Here is a 19,052-nt window from a genome sequence, read left to right as displayed (position 1 = left end):
CAATTATTTGTTAAACTGTTTGTAAATATTCTAATACTTGTTTGCTTACTTTTTCTCCAGTAAAACCAAACTTATCGTCTAATACTTTAGCTGGTGCCGAATATCCAAAATGCTCTAACCCGAACACTTTTCCGTTAGCTCCAACTAAACCTTGTAAGTTTACTGGCAACCCTGCTGTTAATCCAAATAATGGTTTATTTGTAGGGATAATACTTTCTTGATAATCTTTAGTTTGGTTTCTAAACACGCCTTCTGAAATTATTGAAGCAATATTAACTTTTAAACCTTCATTATCTTCTAATATTTTAGCCGCATCAATTAAGGTTGATACCTCTGAACCGTTAGCTACTAAAACAACATCTGGGTTTTCTACTTGTTTTACTAAATAACCACCTTTTTCAGCAGCAAGAGCTTCTTTATATCTTGATTCGCCTTGCGCTGGAATATCTTTAATGCCTTGCCTAGATAAAATTAGACCTGAAGGCGTATTGGTATTTTCTAAAGCCATTTTCCATGCTACACTAGTTTCGGCAGAATCTGCTGGGCGCATAGCTAAAAAGCTGTTTTTACCGCTGTGGTTTTTTAGTTTTTCTAATAAACGTATTTGAGCTTCTTGCTCTACGGGTTGGTGTGTTGGTCCATCTTCTCCTACTCTAAATGCATCGTGGGTCCATACATATTTTACACCTAATTCTTGTATACCACTTAAACGAATGGCTGGTTTCATATAATCTGAAAATACAAAGAATGTTGCTACAACTGGAATACAACCTCCGTGTAATGCAATACCATTTGCAATACAAGCCATAGTTAACTCGGCAACTCCGGCTTGTAAAAACGACCCGCTAAAATCTCCTTTCTGTAATGCTGATGATTTTTTTAAGAACCCATCTGTTTTATCACTATTAGACAAATCTGCAGAAGAAACAATCATATTCTCTACATTTTCTGCTAAATAGCCTAATACATTTGATGATGCTGCACGAGTTGCTAACCCTTCTTTATGTGTTATAGACTCGAAATCTAATTCTGGTAATTTCCCTGATAAAAAGAAATCTAACTTCGCTGCCAATGCTTCATTATCTTTTTTCCAAGCATTTATTTGTGCTTTCTTTTCGGTTGCCTTTGCTGTTTTTTCTGCAATTATGTTTTTATAAAACTCGCTTACGTCTTTATAAATATCGAACGGATTTTCTACGCTTGCACCTAAGTTTAGTAGCGTTTTTTCGTAATCTGCACCTGTTGCGCCAATTGGCTGACCATGCAATTCACAGTAACCTTCAAACATGCTTCCATCGGCTGTTACACAACCTTTACCCATTATGGTTTTTCCAATAATAAGCGTTGGTTTTTCAGTTTCGTTGTTCGCATCGGTTAATGCTTTTCTTATTTCGTCATGGTTATGCGCATCAATAGTTACAACTTTCCATCCCCAAGCTTCATATTTTGCAGCGGTATCTTCACTAGTTACCTCGTCTGTAGATGTTGATAGTTGAATATCATTAGAATCGAAAAACATTATAAAATTACTCAACCCTAAATGCCCTGCAATTCTACCTGCACCTTGCGAAATTTCTTCTTGAATACCACCATCTGAAATAAACCCATAAACTTTATGGTTCATCCAATCGCCAAAACGTGCTTGTAAAAACTTAGCTGCAATAGCTGCTCCTACTCCCATAGTGTGGCCTTGACCTAATGGGCCCGAGGTGTTTTCTATACCTCTTGCTACATCAACCTCTGGATGACCTGGTGTTATTGATCCCCATTGTCTAAAATTTGCAACATCATCTTTAGAATAATTTCCTAACAAATAATACTGCGCATACATTAAAGTTGATAAGTGACCAGCATCCATAAAAAAACGATCTCTAAATGGCCATGCCATATCTGATGGATCGTAATTAAAAAATTCAGAATATAGGATGTGCATGAAATCTGCTCCGCCCATTGGCCCGCCTGGGTGTCCTGATTTTGCTTTTTCTACCATAGCAACAGCCAATGCTCTAATATTATCTGCCGATTGCTGATCTACTTTTTTGTTCATTTTTTTAGTATTTAATTATCTTTTAAATGAGTTTTGCAAAACTAAAACATTTTACACTAAAACTCTTAATTAAAGCTTACGATATATACACAATAAAGTTAGAAATGTTAATATCTTTAAAATACAATAAAAAAAGTATACACTTTTCGTTATTTATTTAAAATCAACAAGAATTTTACAAGTAAATACTAAGAAGCACAACCTTTTACACAAAAACATACTAGTAACATAAATGAAATTTAAACTACAGCAAAGCTTTTCTTAAAATACTAACAGGATGCTCGGCTATACGTTTAGTACCATCAAAAACTTGATGGCGGCAACTAGTTCCTGATGCTGCAACAATAACTGATGCTTCCATTTTTCTAATTTTTGGGAATAAGGTATCCTCTCCTACCTGCATGCTTACGTTATAATGTTCTTTTTCGTAACCAAATGAACCTGCCATACCGCAACAACCTGAGTTAATAACGCTTACCGAGTAATTTTCAGGTAAATTTAGCATAGAAAAAGTAGGCTCGGTGCTACTTAATGCTTTTTGGTGACAATGCGCGTGAATTTTAACCACTTGTGGTACTTTAGTAAAATGATTAGCTCGAATATTCCCTTTTAATATTTCATTTTTCACAAATTCTTCAATAGTAAAAGTAAATCGGGCTATTTTTTGAGCGTTATCTTTAGTGTCTGTTAATCTTAAATACTCATCTCTAAATGACAAAATAGCCGATGGCTCTATACCCACAAGCGGTGTGTTTTTGGTAACAATATTATTAAATATAGATACATTTTTATTAGCTACAATTTTAGCTTCATCTAGAAAGCCTTTAGAAATATAACTTCTACCACTTTCTTCATGTTCTACAATATGAACTTTGTATCCTAATTCTGTTAATAATTCGAAAGTATCTATTCCTATTTGCACATCGTAATAATTTGTAAACTCGTCTATAAACAAATAGAGTTCTCCATTATTAAAGGTTTTATTTTTATATGTGTTTTGGTTGTGCTTATACCATTTTCTGAATGTTTTTTGGGCAAGCTTAGGAATACTTCGTTGTTCTGCTACTCCCAAAACATTTTTTACAATTTTAGAATTTAAAAGCGCATTAGTAATATTTGGAAACATACTTCCCATTTTATTATACCTAACATTATTGGCCAACATTTTTGTTCTTAATGATGGTGGATTTTGTTTTTGATACTGATATAAAAACTCTGCCTTAAAGCTTGCCACATCAACATTACTTGGGCATTCGCTAGCACAAGCCTTACAACTTAAACACAGGTCGAAAACGGTTTTTAACGCTTTATTATTAAATTTATTTTCTTGATTAGAGTTCGTTAAAAATTCTCTTAAAGCATTTGCTCTTGCACGTGTAGTATCTTTTTCATTACGTGTGGCACGGTAACTGGGGCACATTGCACCTCCCGCATTGGGTAATTTTCGGCAGTCGCCTGAGCCGTTACATTTTTCTGTTGCACGTAGCAAACCTTCAGAATCTGAAAAATCCATTAGTGTTTTTATTTCTGGCTCTTTTCTATCTGTCTTATAACGTAAGGATTTATCCATCGGGTAAGCATCAACAATTTTACCTTTATTAAATACATTATTGGGATCGAAAGCTTGTTTTATACGTTTTAACAACTCATAATTTTTATTGCCAATCATGAGTGGTAAAAATTCTCCCCGAACTATACCGTCGCCATGCTCACCACTAAACGAACCTTTATATTTTTTTACAAGTTTTGCCGTTTCGGTTGTAATTGCTCTAAACAAACCAACATCGTCCTGTTTTTTTAGGTTTAGAATGGGGCGCAAATGTATTTCTCCTGCTCCAGCATGTGCGTAATAAACAGCCTTTTGTTGGTAATTATCCATAATTGTTGTGAATTCGGATATGTAATTTGGCAAATCCACCAAATCTACTGCCGTATCTTCAATACAGGCTACGGCTTTTGCATCGCCAACCATATTTCCTAATAGCCCCAAGCCTGCTTTACGTAATTCCATTGCCTTTTTTATATCGCTGCCATATAGTTTTGGAAATGCGTAACCTAAATTACAATGCTCTAAGTCTTTAATTAATGCATTAGCAAGTTGCTCTGTTTCAACTTTAGTTTCAGCCCTAACTTCCAACATTAAAACCGCTTCTGGGTCGCCTTCAATAAAAAACCTATTTTTTAATTGTTCTCTATTATTTTTTGTGCAATCTAAAATGGTTTTATCCAACAGTTCGCACGAATAGAGGTTGTGTTTCATTGCTATTACTGTGGCCTCTAAACTTTTTTGCACACTTGTAAAATGCGCAACCACCATAACTTCTTTTTTGGGCGGTAATACATCTAGCTGTAATTTAATTGCAGTAGTAAAGGCTAATGTACCTTCGCTACCACAAAGTAGTTTAGCCACATTTAATTCATCGTGCAATCCATCTGGCGAGCTTTTATCTAAAAAAGCATCAATAGCATAACCTGTATTTCTTCTATGAATTGATTCCTTTGGAAATTGATTATATATTTCATTTTGATTTTCTGGGTTTGACAATTCATTAAAAAGCGATTTATAAATAACACCCTCTACCCCAACGCTTAATTGTTTTTTCTTGAAATTTTCTAGAGATAGGGTGTTAAATACAACCTCTGAACCATCTGATAAAATGGTTTGAAGCTCTAAAACTTTATCGCGTGTAACACCATATTTAATAGATGTTGAACCAGAAGAATTATTTCCTACCATACCACCAATCATACAGCGATTACTGGTTGAAGTATTTGGCGAGAAGAACAAACCGTGTGGCTCTAAAAACCGATTTAATTCGTCTCGAATAATACCAGGTTGAACCTCAATTGTTTTTTCTTCTTTATTAAACTCTATAATTTTTGTAAAATATTTAGATACATCTACAACTATGCCTTCTCCAACACATTGCCCTGCTAAAGATGTTCCTGCTGCTCTAGGAATAAGCGTTACATTTTCTTTATTTGCAAAATGGATTAGTGTTTTTATATCATCCTTATTTTTTGGAAATGAAACCGCCAACGGCATCATACGATATACGGATGCATCAGTAGCATAAATGCTTTTGTATAACTTATCAAAAAAGAGTTCGCCATTTAACTTTCTGGCTAGTTCTTGAAGCACTTTATTAGTTATAAGTTTCGACATAAGTTTAATTAAATAAGGTTTAAAAATACTTGTATTATATGCGTTCTAAATATTCTGTTAAACTATCTTTATGTTCTAAATTCAATTTCTTTCTAAGGCGGTGTCTGCCTATTTCTACAGAGTTAACAGAAATGTTATTAATATTTGCAATTTCTTTAGAGCTTAATTTTAGTTTTACCTGTACAGCCAATTTCACTTCTTTTTCTGTTAAATTTGGGTGTTTTTCTTTTATTCTGAATAAAAAATCGTTTTGAAACAGCTCTATATTAGCATGAAATTTTTGAATATCTTCATTTATATCTAGCTTAAAACTATATTCTTTTATTAGTGATGCAATACGTTTTTTTATATCGTTAACATCTTTAAACTCTATACTTTTAAAAGACTTTGTAAGCTCTTTGTATAATGTAGACCTTTGAGATATAAACAACGCTAAATTGGTTAATTCTTTCATTCTAAAGTCTAGTTTATGCTCTAGGTTTTCTTTAGCTAATGCTTGGGTTTTAAGTTTCTCTTCAGAGAGCTTTTGGTTTTGCTTAAAAATAGCTTTCTTCTTTTTTATATTATTTCTTAACGATACTATAATTAAAATTGCTATTAACACCAATAGTACAGAAACCAACATAACGCCGCGCTTTTTTTGGGTTTCTAAATTGCGTTGCTGTTCTAATAATTTAATTTCGGATTCTCGACGTTCTGCCTCAAAAAGCACACGCATTTCGGCTAGTTTTTGGCTTTTATCATTCGAAAAAATATCACTTTTAAGCTCGTCGTATTTTTTATAATTATTATAAGCTTCTTTAAAATTACCCAAGGCTAAAAAATAATCGGATCTTATTTTATAGTTAGCAACAATCCATTCTTTATTATCCTTTAACCCCTCTAAAACCAATCTAGATTCGTTTAAAAGTTTGTAACAAGTATCGAATTTTTTTAATTTCAAATAAACAATAGCTAATTCGTTTAATGCTTCAACCTTACTATGGTCGTCGTTTATTTCGTTTGAAATTTTTAACGAAGCTTCCAAAAGCTCCTTAGCTGGTTCTAACTCATTAATTTTCCTATGGCAAATGGCCATGTTTTTCATGGTTTCAGAAATTCTATCCTTATTTTTAAAAGGTCGTTTTAACTCTAACGACTTCCTAAAAAAGGTTAGTGCTAAGTTACAATCTCCGTTGTGCGCATGAATTAGCCCAATACTATTATAACTATAAGCAATACGTTGTTTATCGCCCATTTCTTCATGTATACGCAACACTTCTTTATGGTATTCTAAGGCTTTTTCGTTATAACCAATATCGTAATACAACCAACCTAATGTGCGTAAGGTAAATGCCAAGTCGTAGGGATTCCCTATATTTTTTCTAATTTCTAAAGACTGTAAGCCGTAGCGTAAAGCTTTATCGTAAAAATCGTTTATTAAGTATCCTTGACTTAAATTAATTAAAGCTAAACCCTCTTGCGCTTTATTTTTAAATTTTTGAGACAACAGTAAAGCTTCTGCTCCATACTCAATAGTTTTATCTGGGTTTATAAACCAATAATACTCGGCAATTTTATTTAATATTAATAGTCGTTTTTCTCCTATATGGTTTGGCAATAGAGTATGTAAACTATCTAATTTGTTTTGGGCATCTGTTAGGTTTTCATCCCAAATATTTGTTTGAGAATAAGAAGTAAACCAAACAAAAAACAAACTAAAAACCAATGCAATTTTTATGTTATTTCTTTCCATATTAAATATGTTTTAAAAAAGTATTTAAAACAGGATTTCTATATTGTTTATTCCAAACTACAAACAATTCTGTTTTTGCAATTGTATTTTTAAGTTCTATAAATTTTATCTTATAATTTTGCTCATCACGTAATGAATTAGGAATAATAGAAAGCCCCATGCCGTTTTCTACTAACTTAAATATAGTTGCTCCGTGTATAGCTCTGTGCGAAATAATTGGGCTAAAGTTATGCTCTGAACATAAGTTTAAAATTTGCTGAAAATACATTGGACTACTCTCGTTAGGATACAATACAAAAGGCTCGTTTGCACATTGTCCTATATTAGTAAAATTCTTTTCGTTTAAAAAGTGATTTTCGGGCAATACCAATGAAAAATTCTCTGAGTATACAGATTTTATATTCATATCTGGTGTAACTTGGTTAGAACGTATAAACGCAATATCTATTTGGTTTTGCTCTAGGGCTTTTAGCTGTTCAGAATTAGTAAGTTCTTCTAAAGCCAAAACTACTTTAGGAAAACTATTAGTAAATTGCTTAATAATAGGTGGCAAATAATGCTTCATTGCAGAGCCAACAAATCCTATTTTAAGCTGCCCATCGGTTCCATCTAAAGCTTGTTGCCAACGCTCCATAGACCTATCTAATTGATTTAAAATATATTTTGCCTCTTCTAAAAATAAAATACCAGCTGTATTTAAAGACACCTTTCTATTTGTTCTATCAAACAATTTAACACCCAATATCTTTTCTAACAAATTAATTTGTTGGCTAAGTGCAGATTGAGAAATAAATAGCTTTGTTGCCGCTTTTCTAAAATGTAAAGTTTCTGCTAAAACCAAGAAATAACGAATATGTCGAATTTCTAATTGATTAATTTTACTTATCATTTGATAATTAATAAAAATTATTACTACTCAAATTTACTTTTATATTTGCATTATCAAAACAAAAAAGTAAAATTATTTAGCTTAAACACTATCAAGCAATGAAGCATTCAAAAGAAAATTCTTTAGAAAAGGTATTGAATTATTTACTAGTTCCTTACAAAGAAAGCGTAACCGATGTTGCAAAAATTACCAATGCGATGATTGATGCCGGTATTATTAAAAATGAAAAAGACATATCAAACGATCATATTGCTTTTAGAACTCTAGGTGTTAAAAATTTAGGTATAGCTTCTTTTGAAAAAATATTTTTACACTTTGGCTATGAAAAAAAAGGGTTTTACAATTTTGAAGAAAAAAAACTAAATGCTTACTGGTACGCACCACCAGCAGAACATTTTCCTAGAATTTTTATTAGCGAATTAAGGGTTAACGATTTATCAAAAAAATCTCAAGACATAATACACAAATACACAAACCCTATTAAACAAGACCCCATTGAAAGTATAGATTTAAACAACATTACAGAGGTTTCAAACTTTTTTTACAAACCTTTATGGGGCTTACCATCGTCTAAAGAATACAACGAGCTTTTAAACGAAACCGAATATGCCGCATGGGTAATTTATAACCGCTACTACTTAAACCATTACACCATTAGTGTTCATGATCTCCCTAATGGTTACAACACCATTGAAGACTTTAATAATTTCTTAGAAAGTATTAAAATAAAACTAAATACAGCTGGCGGAAAAATCAAAATAAGCTCAGATGGCTTATTAAAACAAAGTAGTACGGTAGCAAAAATGATTAACGCTACATTTTCTGATGGCAAAAATTTAAAAATTGCAGGAAGCTATGTTGAATTTGCAGAACGCAAACTACTTCCTGAATATAGCAACACCAAAAAAGAAGATGTAAAAAGAAATTTTAGACGCGATGGTTTTGAAACGGCTAATGCCGATAAAATATTTGAAAGTACCTATACCGAACAAACTAAAAATTAATAGTATTAAAAAATGAACGATATTTTACAAGCGTTTAACCTTAAAACGCCATATAACAATACAAGCACAGGACAAAACGAATGGATTGGTAATAGCGGAATAAATGCCACTATTAAATCGCCTGTAGATAACAACATTATTGGCACTATAGAACTAGCCGACACTAAAAGTTATGATACAGTTGTTACTAAAGCTAATGAAGCTTTTCCTATTTGGAAAGCACTTCCAGCTCCTCAGCGTGGTGAAATAGTACGCCAATTTGGTGATGCGCTAAGAAACGAAAAAGAAAACCTAGGAAAGTTAGTAAGCTACGAAATGGGCAAAAGCCTTCAAGAAGGCTATGGCGAGGTTCAAGAAATGATAGACATTTGCGATTTTGCTGTGGGTTTATCGCGCCAACTTTACGGGCTTCAAATGCATTCTGAAAGACCTAACCATCGCATGTTCGAACAATGGCACCCTTTAGGTATTGTAGGCATCATTTCTGCCTTTAATTTCCCAGTAGCTGTTTGGGCATGGAATGCTGCATTATCGTGGGTTTGTGGTAATATTTGTATATGGAAACCTTCTGAAAAAACACCATTTTCTGCTCTGGCCTGTCAAGAAATTTTTAAAACAATACTCAAGAAAAACAACTTGCCCGAAGGAATATCCAATGTTATTATTGGCGATAGCGAAATAGGAAAACAACTAACAGCAGACCCCAATATTGCATTAGTTTCTGCAACGGGATCGACCAAAATGGGAAAAAGTGTAGCCGAAACCGTTGGTAAACGACTAGGTAAGTCTATACTAGAATTAGGCGGCAATAACGCTATAATTGTAACCGAAGAAGCCGATTTAAGCGTTGCCATACCCGCCATAGTTTTTGGAGCTGTAGGAACTGCTGGCCAACGTTGCACAACAACACGCCGATTAATAGTACACAAAAGCCAATACCCAGATTTATTAAATAAATTAACACACGCGTACAAACAATTACAAATTGGAAATCCGCTAGACGAAAAAAACCATGTTGGTCCATTAATAGATACCGATGCTGTAAACGCCTATCTTAAAACCATAAACGAAGCCCAAAAGCAAGGCGGAAAATTAGTTTACGGAAATGAAGTTTTAACGGGCGAAACTTACAAATCTAAATGTTACGTAGTTCCTACTATTATTGAAGCTACACCAAACATGTCTATTGTTAAACACGAAACGTTTGCACCAATTCTATATATTTTTGCTTACGAAACTTTTGAAGAAGCCATTGCAATTCAAAACAACGTACCACAAGGACTATCCTCTGCAATATTTTCTTTAAACATGCAACAGGTAGAAACTTTTTTATCTAATGCTGGCTCAGATTGTGGCATTGCTAACGTTAACATAGGTACTTCAGGAGCCGAAATTGGCGGTGCATTTGGCGGCGAAAAAGAAACCGGCGGTGGTCGAGAAAGTGGATCTGATGCTTGGAAAGCCTATATGAGACGACAAACCTGCACCGTAAATTATGGCAAAAATGCACCTTTAGCTCAAGGTATTGTATTTAACATCTAACTCAAATTAAAACAACTTAATTATTAAAAAAGATAAATTTTAGTAATGAATTCTATACATTTAGTATTTCAATAATAAAGTTAAATCAACTGCTTTTTATTAACACCTGATTTATTAATAAATTATGAATTACACTAATTTAAAAATAACCACTCAACAGGCTGAAAATATACTCTTCAACTGGTTCAATTTAAAAGGAAAAGCATCCGAACTCCCAGGAGAAGTTGATTTTAATTTTAGAATTAAAGTTGAAAATGAAGAAGGCTATATCCTAAAAATATCTCGCCCTAATGAAAATGAAAACTATCTAGATTTTCAGCAAAAATTATTACAACATGTAGAAAACCATGGCAACAACCTTTTAGCTCCAAAAGTTGTAAAAGATAAAAACGGACAAGCCATTACATCTATTACTGATGCTTTTGGAAACACAAGAAATGTACGACTATTAACATGGGTTTCTGGTAGAGTATGGAGCAACGTAAACCCACAACTTGATAATTTACGCTACAGTTTAGGTAAACAATGTGGTTTATTAACCAAAGCTTTACAAGGCTTTAAGCATGCTGAAGCCAACCGTGAATTTGCTTGGGATGTTGCCCAATCTTTATGGACAGAAGCACATATAGATTTATTTAAAGCTGATGAGAAAGAAATAATTTTATATTTTCAAAAGGCATTTAAAACCGTAAAACCAAGTTATGATGTTTTAAGAAAAGCCGTTGTACATAATGATGCCAACGATAATAATGTTATTGTTTCTAAAGATTTACTTAATCCAACAGTAAAAGCAGCTATTGATTACGGCGACTCTGTACACACCCAAATTATAAACGATTTAGCTATAAGTTGTGCCTATTGCGTTATGCATCATAACGACCCTCTAGAAGCTGCTTTACCAATAATTAAAGGATATCATCACTCTTTTCCTTTACAAGAAAACGAGTTAGAACACTTATATAATGTCATAGCCATGCGCTTGGTAATATCGGTAACCAAATCGGCTATTAACAAAATTAAAGAACCAGATAATACCTATTTGCTTATTAGCGAAAAACCAGCCTGGGAAGTTTTAAAAAAATGGTATAAAATAAGCCCAGAATTTGCATTATTAAATTTTCGTGAAGCTTGCGGTTTTACACCTCATACTAACGAAACCAAATTTAAAAACTGGGCCTTAAAACAACATTTTAAGCTTTCAGATTTATTCCCTACAATTCATAATTTAGAAGCACTTCATTTAGACTTAAGCGCATCTAGTTCTTGGATTGGACATGAAAATGATTTTAACGATTTAGATTTATTTCAATTTAAAATTGAAAAACTTCAAAAAGAAAACCCAAATAAAATTATTGCTGGAGGTTATTTAGAGCCCCGTGCTTTATATACATCTACAGCTTATGATAAAATTGGAAATTCAGGTCGAGAAAGCAGAACCATTCACTTAGGCACCGATTTTTGGCTACCTAAAAACACTCCCATTCATGCGTTATTTGACGGCGAAGTTGTTATATCTACCAATAATACTGGCAATAAAGAGTACGGCGGGTTAATAGTATTAAAACACCAAACAAATCATTTTAATTTCTATACGCTATACGGCCATTTAAGTATTAAAAGTGCTACAGCTTATAGTGTTGGACATATCATAAAAAAAGGAGATTGCATTGGAGAATTGGGAGCAGCTTCCGAAAATGGAAATTGGGTACCACACCTTCATTTTCAAATTATGCTTTCGCTATTAGATTACAAAAATGATTTTCCTGGAGTAACCTATTTTAATCAAATAAACATTTGGAAAAGCTTATGTCCAAACCCAAATGCGTTGTTTAAATTAGAAACTCTTGAAAAAAAAGATACTGTTACCAACAACGATTTAATAAACTACCGCAAACAACATTTAGGAAAAAGCCTAAGTTTACAATACAAAACACCTATAAAAATGGTACGCGGTGCTGGCCAGTACTTAATAGACCAATACGGCAAAAAATATTTAGATACGGTTAACAATGTAGCACATGTTGGCCATGAAAACTACAATGTAGTAAAGGCAGGACAAGACCAAATGGCCCTTATTAATACCAACTCGCGTTATTTACACGACAACATTAACGCTTTAGCAAAAGAATTAATTGAAACCCTACCGCCAGAATTAAACGTTTTACATTTTGTAAATTCTGGTAGCGAAGCCAACGAGTTAGCTATAAGAATGGTAAAAGCAACAACTGGCGAGCGTGATATTATTGCCAGCGAAATTGGTTACCATGGCAATGCCAACATGTGCATTGATATTTCGTCGTATAAATTTGATGGAAAAGGTGGCCAAGGTGCACCAGAACACACACATATTTTTCCGCTTCCTGATGCTTTTCGCGGTAAATACAGAGGCGAAAATACGGCCAAAAAATACGCTCAAGAAGTACAAAAGCAAATAGACACAATACACGCAAAAGGTAGAGGCGTTGGTGCTTTTATAATTGAACCTATTATTAGTTGCGGCGGACAAATAGAGCTTCCTGATGGTTTTTTAGCTAAAGCTTACAAAATGGTTCGAGATGCTGGCGGCTTATGTATTTCTGACGAAGTACAGGTTGGTTGTGGTAGAATGGGCAAAACATTTTGGGGCTTTCAATTACATAATGTTGTTCCCGACATTGTAACCATTGGTAAACCTTTAGGTAACGGGCACCCGTTGGCTGCCGTAGCGTGCACACAAGCCGTAGCTAATGCATTTGCAAACGGCATGGAGTATTTTAACACCTTTGGCGGAAACCCAGTTTCTTGCGCTATTGGAACCGCTGTTTTAAAAACAGTAAAACAAGAAAAACTACAAGCCAACGCTTTAAAAATAGGAGAGTTTTTAAAAGCCGAATTAAACAAATTATCAAACCAATCCCCTATAATTGGTGATGTACGAGGGCAAGGCTTATTTTTAGGCATAGAATTAGTTGATGCTAATATAAACCCGTTAGCTACACAAACAGAATATCTTGCAAACCGAATGAAAGACCACGGTATTTTAATGAGTACAGATGGCCCAGACCATAATGTTTTAAAAATAAAACCCCCTATAATTTTTACACAAGAAAATGCTGAAGAATTAATTTTCTATTTGAAGAAAATTTTATGTGAAGATTTTATGCAATTAGAAGAATAAGATTAATTTGTAATTAACATTTTTGGCTTTATTGAAAAAGCGATATTATAATAATTTTAAACAAAATCGTGTTTTTAATTATTCTAATATCGTTTTTTTTATCCTCATTTTATTAAACCTTCTTATAAAGCAATGCTTTTACAAGCTTACGTTAACTTAAAGAGCCTTAAATGGTAATTACAAAAACTTCGCTTATTTAACAGGTAATATTTTAAATGCATAATTAAATTCTCCAGGGCGAATGGTATACTTTTCATGAGTTTTAGCACCCCAAGTATTATCGCCACCAACACCCATTTGTAAATAATCTAAATTTAAGGTTGTAATACCAGTCGATAAAATCTCTGAACCATGTTTATTTGTGTCTTGAGAATAATGCGATAATTCTTCATAAGAAAATGGAAAAACACTAAAATTAAAAACAGAATTGCTTTCAAATTTTAATTTATTCTCTTCAGAACTTTTTAAAACAAACCAACTCACATCGGATCGGTTTCCATTTTCTTGTGGTCTAATATATTTGGTATTCATGTTTTCAACCAAATTTTCATAAACTCCAATAAATGCTGCCGTTTTTCTATCCCAATAGTTTTCTTCAGGACCACGACCATACCACTCTACTTTATCAAACTGCCCATTAAACGTACTTGTCATTCCTATTCGAGGTATTTCGGGCAACATTTTATCACTTTTTATTGCCACCGCTATACTAATGGCACCTTTAGCATTTATTGTATAAGTTGTTATTTGATTAAATACGTTTTTATAAAAATGCTGAGTTTTAACCACTAACTTATTATTGTTTAAACTATGGCTTATACTTTTTAATTTTAAATTGGCAGTTATGGTTTTCCATATTTCTGCACGTTTTTGCAAACCATTACCCAAATCGTTATCTGTAGGTGCTCTCCAAAAATTAGGTTTTAATGGAGATTCTAAATAGTTATTAGTTTCTTTTAAAATACCTGATAAATACCCTGTTCCCTTATTAAATACTATTTGCCATGCATTGGTTTTAACAACCAACTTATCTTCGCTATTTGTAATATTTTTTTTATTTAGAGTACCTAATAATTTTTCATTAGTTTTCTTATTGCCTTTTTGCAATAAAATTTGATCTCTAGAAATTATATGATTAGCTGGCATTAAGTTATATGCTTCCTTCTGGCTAACGGTGAAGTTTATATAATAACTGGAGTTTTTATCAAAATTTAACTTAGAAATTGGCACAGTAAAACGTGTAGAATCTTGCGGAGCAACTACTACATTACCAAGCGCACCTTTATTAACCACAACACCTTCTTTTAGCACCTTATAGTCTATATTAAAGCCTTTGGTTGTTGTAAAAAAGAAGTTGTTATGCATTACAAAGGTGTTTCTATACAAACTATCTTTTTTAATTTTTATGTTTCTGTACACGTGTTTTACCTCTTTTAAATACGGATAAGGTTTTCTGTTGGCATAAACTAAACCGTTAGCACAAAAGGTAGAATCGTTCATTGCCATAGGGTCGCCCATATCGCCTCCGGCTGCCCAAATAGCAATACCGTCTTTATTTTTTTTAGCGAAAGTTTGGTCTACCCAATCCCAAATAAATCCACCTTGTAGGTTTTTATAACTTTCCATAGTGTCCCAATAATCTTGAAGGTTACCAACACTATTTCCCATAGCATGGGCATATTCGCATAAAATAAGTGGTCTGTCATCATTTTTTTTAGCAAACTCGGTAATAAAATCGATAGTTTTGTACATAGGCACAACCATATCTGTATGCTTATTTAATCCGGCTTCGTCGTATTGTACAGGTCTAGTGTTATCTTTCTTTTTAATCCAATTATAAACAGAAACAAAATTTTTACCATCGCCAGATTCGTTACCCATAGACCATGCAATAATGCTAGGATGGTTTTTATCGCGTTCAACCATTCGCTTTGCTCTATCTAAAAAAGCTTCTGTCCAGGCATTATTATTAGTAAGTTTTTCAAAACCTTCCTCATGGTGTTGCATTCCATGCGATTCTATATTAGCTTCATCAACTACATACAAACCATATTTATCGCATAATTTATACCAATATTCATCGTTTGGATAATGGCTTGTACGCACGGCATTAATATTGTTTTGTTTCATTAATGTAATATCCTCTAACATGGATGCCTCGGAAACGTATCGCCCTAAATTTGGATCCCATTCGCATCTATTAACACCTTTTATGTATATAGGTTGCCCATTTATCAATAGTTGTTGGCCTTTAATTTCTATAGTTCTAAAACCTACGTCTATTTTTACAGCTTCATTTATTTTTTCTTCTGAAATACTTTTAATGAGCAACTTATAAAGGTTAGGGTTTTCGGCAGACCATTGTAGCGGTGTTTCAATATTTTCTTTAAATGAAATAATTTCGTTTTTTGTAATACCTTGTTTGTTTATAATTTTACTCCAAACAGAAACCTCGTTAGCGTTTAAAAGGCTTACCTCTAATTTTAAATCGGTATTTTTAATCTGATTATTTTTTATATTAATTGCAACATCTAGAATGCCATTTTTAAAATTATTATCTAGAGAGGCTTTTGCAAAAACATCGGAAATATAAACATCTGGCACTTGATATAGATATACATTACGCTCAATACCACTAACACGCCATGAATCTTGACCTTCTAGATACGAACCATCGCTCCATCTGTACACCATAACCGTAATGTCGTTTTCTCCATCATTTAAATAGTTTGTAATATTAAATTCTACAGGTACTTTACTGCCTTTTGCAAAACCTACTTCTTTACCATTAACCCATAAATACATGGCAGAACGTACAGACCCAAAATACAAAATGGTTTTTCTGTTGGGCTTGAAATTATCTTTTAAAGTGAATTTGCGTTTGTATACTCCCACCGGATTATTTGTTGGTGTATATGGCGGGTTGGCTTCAAAAGGATATTCTACATCTAAATAATAAGGCGTACCAAAACCTTGAGCTTCCCAGTTACCTGGCACTAAAATATTTTCAAGCTTATCTGTCGGGTAATTTGGTTTCGTTATACCTTTAACAATAGCTTTTGGTGTTTTGGCGTAAAGAAACTTCCATGTTCCGTTTAAAGACATGAATCTTTCAGATTTTTCTTTATTGTCTAAAAGTGCTAAAGCTTCATTTTCAAAAGAAAACAAAGTTGCTCTAGGCTCTAAGGTATTTTTTGATAAGATGTTTGGATTGCTAATAGCTTCTGGAATAGCATTTTCACCCTCATTGCATGAAAAAATCGTGACTATAAATAAGATATATAATAAGGTAACTTTATAATTCATATCATTGCTAAATTTACTCGATTAATAATAATAAATGTGCCGCAGACCAACTAAAATGATTAGCATTAAGCCCTTTACCTGAAATGGGATGATAATTTTCTCTGATAGGAAATCCTTTTTCCAACAAACCTTCGGCATTTTTTACCAGTTTTAATTTTAAGATTTCTGCCTCTTTGGTGTAGCCATAATTTTCTAAACCAACTATTGCAAAATATGCTTGATCTAACCAAACGGGACCACGCCAATACCCATCTTCTGGATCAAAATCGTTATGCGATACATTTAAAGTTGGAAACGGCACCTTGCTATTAAAAAGGGATTTATTTAAAATTTTATTTTTTACAGACTTTGCCATGTCTGGCTGTGCAATATTTGCCCAAAGTGGCAACCAACCTTCCGGGCCAAATACTTTAATTTTATTACGATTTTCTATGTTACTATCAAAATAATACCCCTCGTTAACATCATAAAAATTGGTGTTTATTAATGCTGAAATATCGTTAGCTTCATGTTCTAGCTTGTCTATTTCGGAAGTATTATTAATAATTTTCCCTAAAACCGATAACTGTCTTTTTTCTGCTACTAGATAGGCATTTAAATCGACCGATTCTTGATTTAAAGAATACGCCTTAGGGTTATTCTCTAACAATGTGGCAGCATCAAATCGTACGGCATTATCCATACCACTTTCCCAAGCAGCAGCAATTCGGGTGCCATCGGTAGAGCCATATTCGCATAGTTTATCGCCATCGTGATCTCGATTTTTATACCACCACTTATGGTATTTAAGTAATTTAGGATACATGAGCGACACAAAAGCGGTGTCGTTAGTTTTTTTAAAAATCTCGTTTACTGCCCAAGTAGCCAAAGGTGGTTTAGTATCTCGCCAATTATGTTTTTCTATAAGAGTATCGCGAAAAATGCAATCTGGCACCATACCCGCGTTGTTTTGATAAGCAAACATGGTTAACATTTGATTTTTTGCCAACTCTGGCTCAAACCTTGCCAAGGCTACAGCATGTTTCCATGAGTCCCAAGCCCAAAAACCATGAAATCCCTTGTATAAATATGAAGGAAATAAACCATCATGTTTTAACTCGCCAGAAGCACTTTTCCAGTTAGTTATTAAGGTTTGAATGGATTTAGTTTTTAGTATTTCGAAACTTAAAGAATCTAACCAATGATTTTGTTTATAAGGAAATGCTTCATGATAGGACGCCCACCTTTTTATGGTTTCGTTATAAGAATTTTCAATCTCAGTAACATTAATAGTTTTTACATCATCACTTTTTGATTGTATGGCATAACTTAAATTAACTTGTACTGAAGATTTTGATGCTATTTGTATGATATCATTACTTAAAGCTTTGTAAGACTTAGCTGAAGCATCAATTACTGTTTTAAACCCTCTATCGAACACATAGTTATGTCTTGATTCCGAATCGGAAAAAATTAATTTTAAATTTTTACCCTGTTTAAACTGGGCACTTTCAAGCCAAGTTTCTCCAGTCCACTCTACAAAAATTGGTATTTTTTTTCTAGATTTATTTATAATATTAGCCGATATAATAATGGCATTATTATCTTGAAACCATAATTTTAATTGCACCTGTAAACCTTCAATGCTAGTGGTTAGGTTTTGTTGCAAATACCCAGGATACTGTTTTAATTCGGCATTTGTAAATTTTATTATGTCCTTGTTTTTATTATAAATTGATAAGTGAGCAAACTTTTTACCGAGCCAAATTCCATTTTCTCTATCCATAGAAAAAGGGCCAATAAAGCCGCCTAAATACTCACTATTGTTTTTGGGCAATGTAAACGCATGCCAAGAACCTAAATCGCAAAAACTTGAAACAGTTCTATCAATAGGTGTGTTAGGCACTCCACTAAGATGTAAAACATTAGCAATAAATTTTTTGTGAGGTGTTTTTACAGATTTCTTTTTGTTGCTACAAGAGGTAACAACCATAAAAAAAAACAGCATAAATAAAGATAAGCTTATATTAAAAACACCAGCTAAATATAAGTGGTTATTTGCTTTTTTACGTTTTAAAAAAAATAATTTATTAAGCATAATTACAAGGTTTTACTCGAGCAAAAAAAGAGCAATAGCATAAATAAATTGCTTATGCTAAAGCTCTTTATCAAACAACTCAAAACTAACTCAATTTATTAAATATTATACTTTTTAATCTTTAACATG

9 protein-coding genes are annotated in these 19,052 nt (G+C 33.1%); 3 read left to right on the top strand and 6 right to left on the bottom strand.

Annotation, left to right across the window (positions count from 1 at the left end; all coding sequences use genetic code 11):
* Positions 1-10: 10 nt before the first annotated feature.
* The 4 genes from ACNG5D_RS02465 to ACNG5D_RS02450 all read right to left on the bottom strand — a co-directional run bounded on the left by ACNG5D_RS02465 (position 11) and on the right by ACNG5D_RS02450 (position 7,837).
* Complete coding sequence (locus ACNG5D_RS02465) at positions 11-2,047, bottom strand: transketolase family protein (RefSeq protein ID WP_418181910.1); 2,037 nt, start codon at positions 2,045-2,047, stop codon at positions 11-13.
* 244 nt (positions 2,048-2,291) lie between these two features.
* Entirely contained in the window at positions 2,292-5,213 is a 2,922-nt protein-coding gene (locus tag ACNG5D_RS02460; RefSeq protein WP_418181909.1) for an FAD-binding and (Fe-S)-binding domain-containing protein, read from the bottom strand.
* A gap of 34 nt (positions 5,214-5,247) precedes the next feature.
* The gene (locus ACNG5D_RS02455; RefSeq protein ID WP_418181908.1) at positions 5,248-6,948 is read right to left on the bottom strand and encodes a tetratricopeptide repeat protein; all 1,701 of its coding nucleotides are present in this window, start codon (positions 6,946-6,948) and stop codon (positions 5,248-5,250) included.
* A gap of 1 nt (position 6,949) precedes the next feature.
* Positions 6,950-7,837, bottom strand: coding sequence for a LysR substrate-binding domain-containing protein (locus tag ACNG5D_RS02450; protein WP_418181907.1), 888 nt, complete (start codon positions 7,835-7,837; stop codon positions 6,950-6,952).
* Positions 7,838-7,935: 98 nt separating this feature from the next.
* Between ACNG5D_RS02450 and ACNG5D_RS02445 the strand changes: the two genes are divergently transcribed.
* The 3 genes from ACNG5D_RS02445 (at position 7,936) to ACNG5D_RS02435 (ending at position 13,540) form a co-directional block, all read left to right on the top strand.
* A complete protein-coding gene (locus tag ACNG5D_RS02445; protein WP_418181906.1) occupies positions 7,936-8,841 on the top strand; it encodes a DUF1338 domain-containing protein in 906 nt (301 codons plus the stop codon).
* 12 nt (positions 8,842-8,853) lie between these two features.
* Positions 8,854-10,383, top strand: a complete 1,530-nt coding sequence (gene amaB, locus ACNG5D_RS02440) for an L-piperidine-6-carboxylate dehydrogenase (RefSeq protein WP_418181905.1) — start codon at positions 8,854-8,856, stop codon at positions 10,381-10,383.
* A 124-nt stretch (positions 10,384-10,507) separates the two neighbouring features.
* Positions 10,508-13,540 (top strand): aminotransferase class III-fold pyridoxal phosphate-dependent enzyme, encoded by a 3,033-nt coding sequence (locus ACNG5D_RS02435; RefSeq protein ID WP_418181904.1) that lies wholly within the window; start codon positions 10,508-10,510, stop codon positions 13,538-13,540.
* Between the two features lie 192 nt (positions 13,541-13,732).
* Here the strand turns inward: ACNG5D_RS02435 and lacZ are convergent, their stop codons facing one another.
* Together lacZ and ACNG5D_RS02425 are read right to left on the bottom strand one after the other, a co-directional pair.
* Positions 13,733-16,846: a beta-galactosidase, LacZ type gene (gene lacZ / locus ACNG5D_RS02430; protein ID WP_418181903.1), complete on the bottom strand. Its 3,114-nt coding sequence runs from the start codon at positions 16,844-16,846 to the stop codon at positions 13,733-13,735.
* 13 nt (positions 16,847-16,859) lie between these two features.
* Positions 16,860-18,923 (bottom strand): MGH1-like glycoside hydrolase domain-containing protein, encoded by a 2,064-nt coding sequence (locus ACNG5D_RS02425; protein ID WP_418181902.1) that lies wholly within the window; start codon positions 18,921-18,923, stop codon positions 16,860-16,862.
* Positions 18,924-19,052: the final 129 nt, after the last annotated feature.

Origin of the sequence: Algibacter ulvanivorans, from assembly GCF_048381495.1 — a bacterium.
GTDB classification, from domain to species: domain Bacteria; phylum Bacteroidota; class Bacteroidia; order Flavobacteriales; family Flavobacteriaceae; genus Algibacter_B; species Algibacter_B ulvanivorans.
Note: the sequence above shows the minus strand (reverse complement) of the source record. Positions and strands in the feature narration are given on the sequence as shown.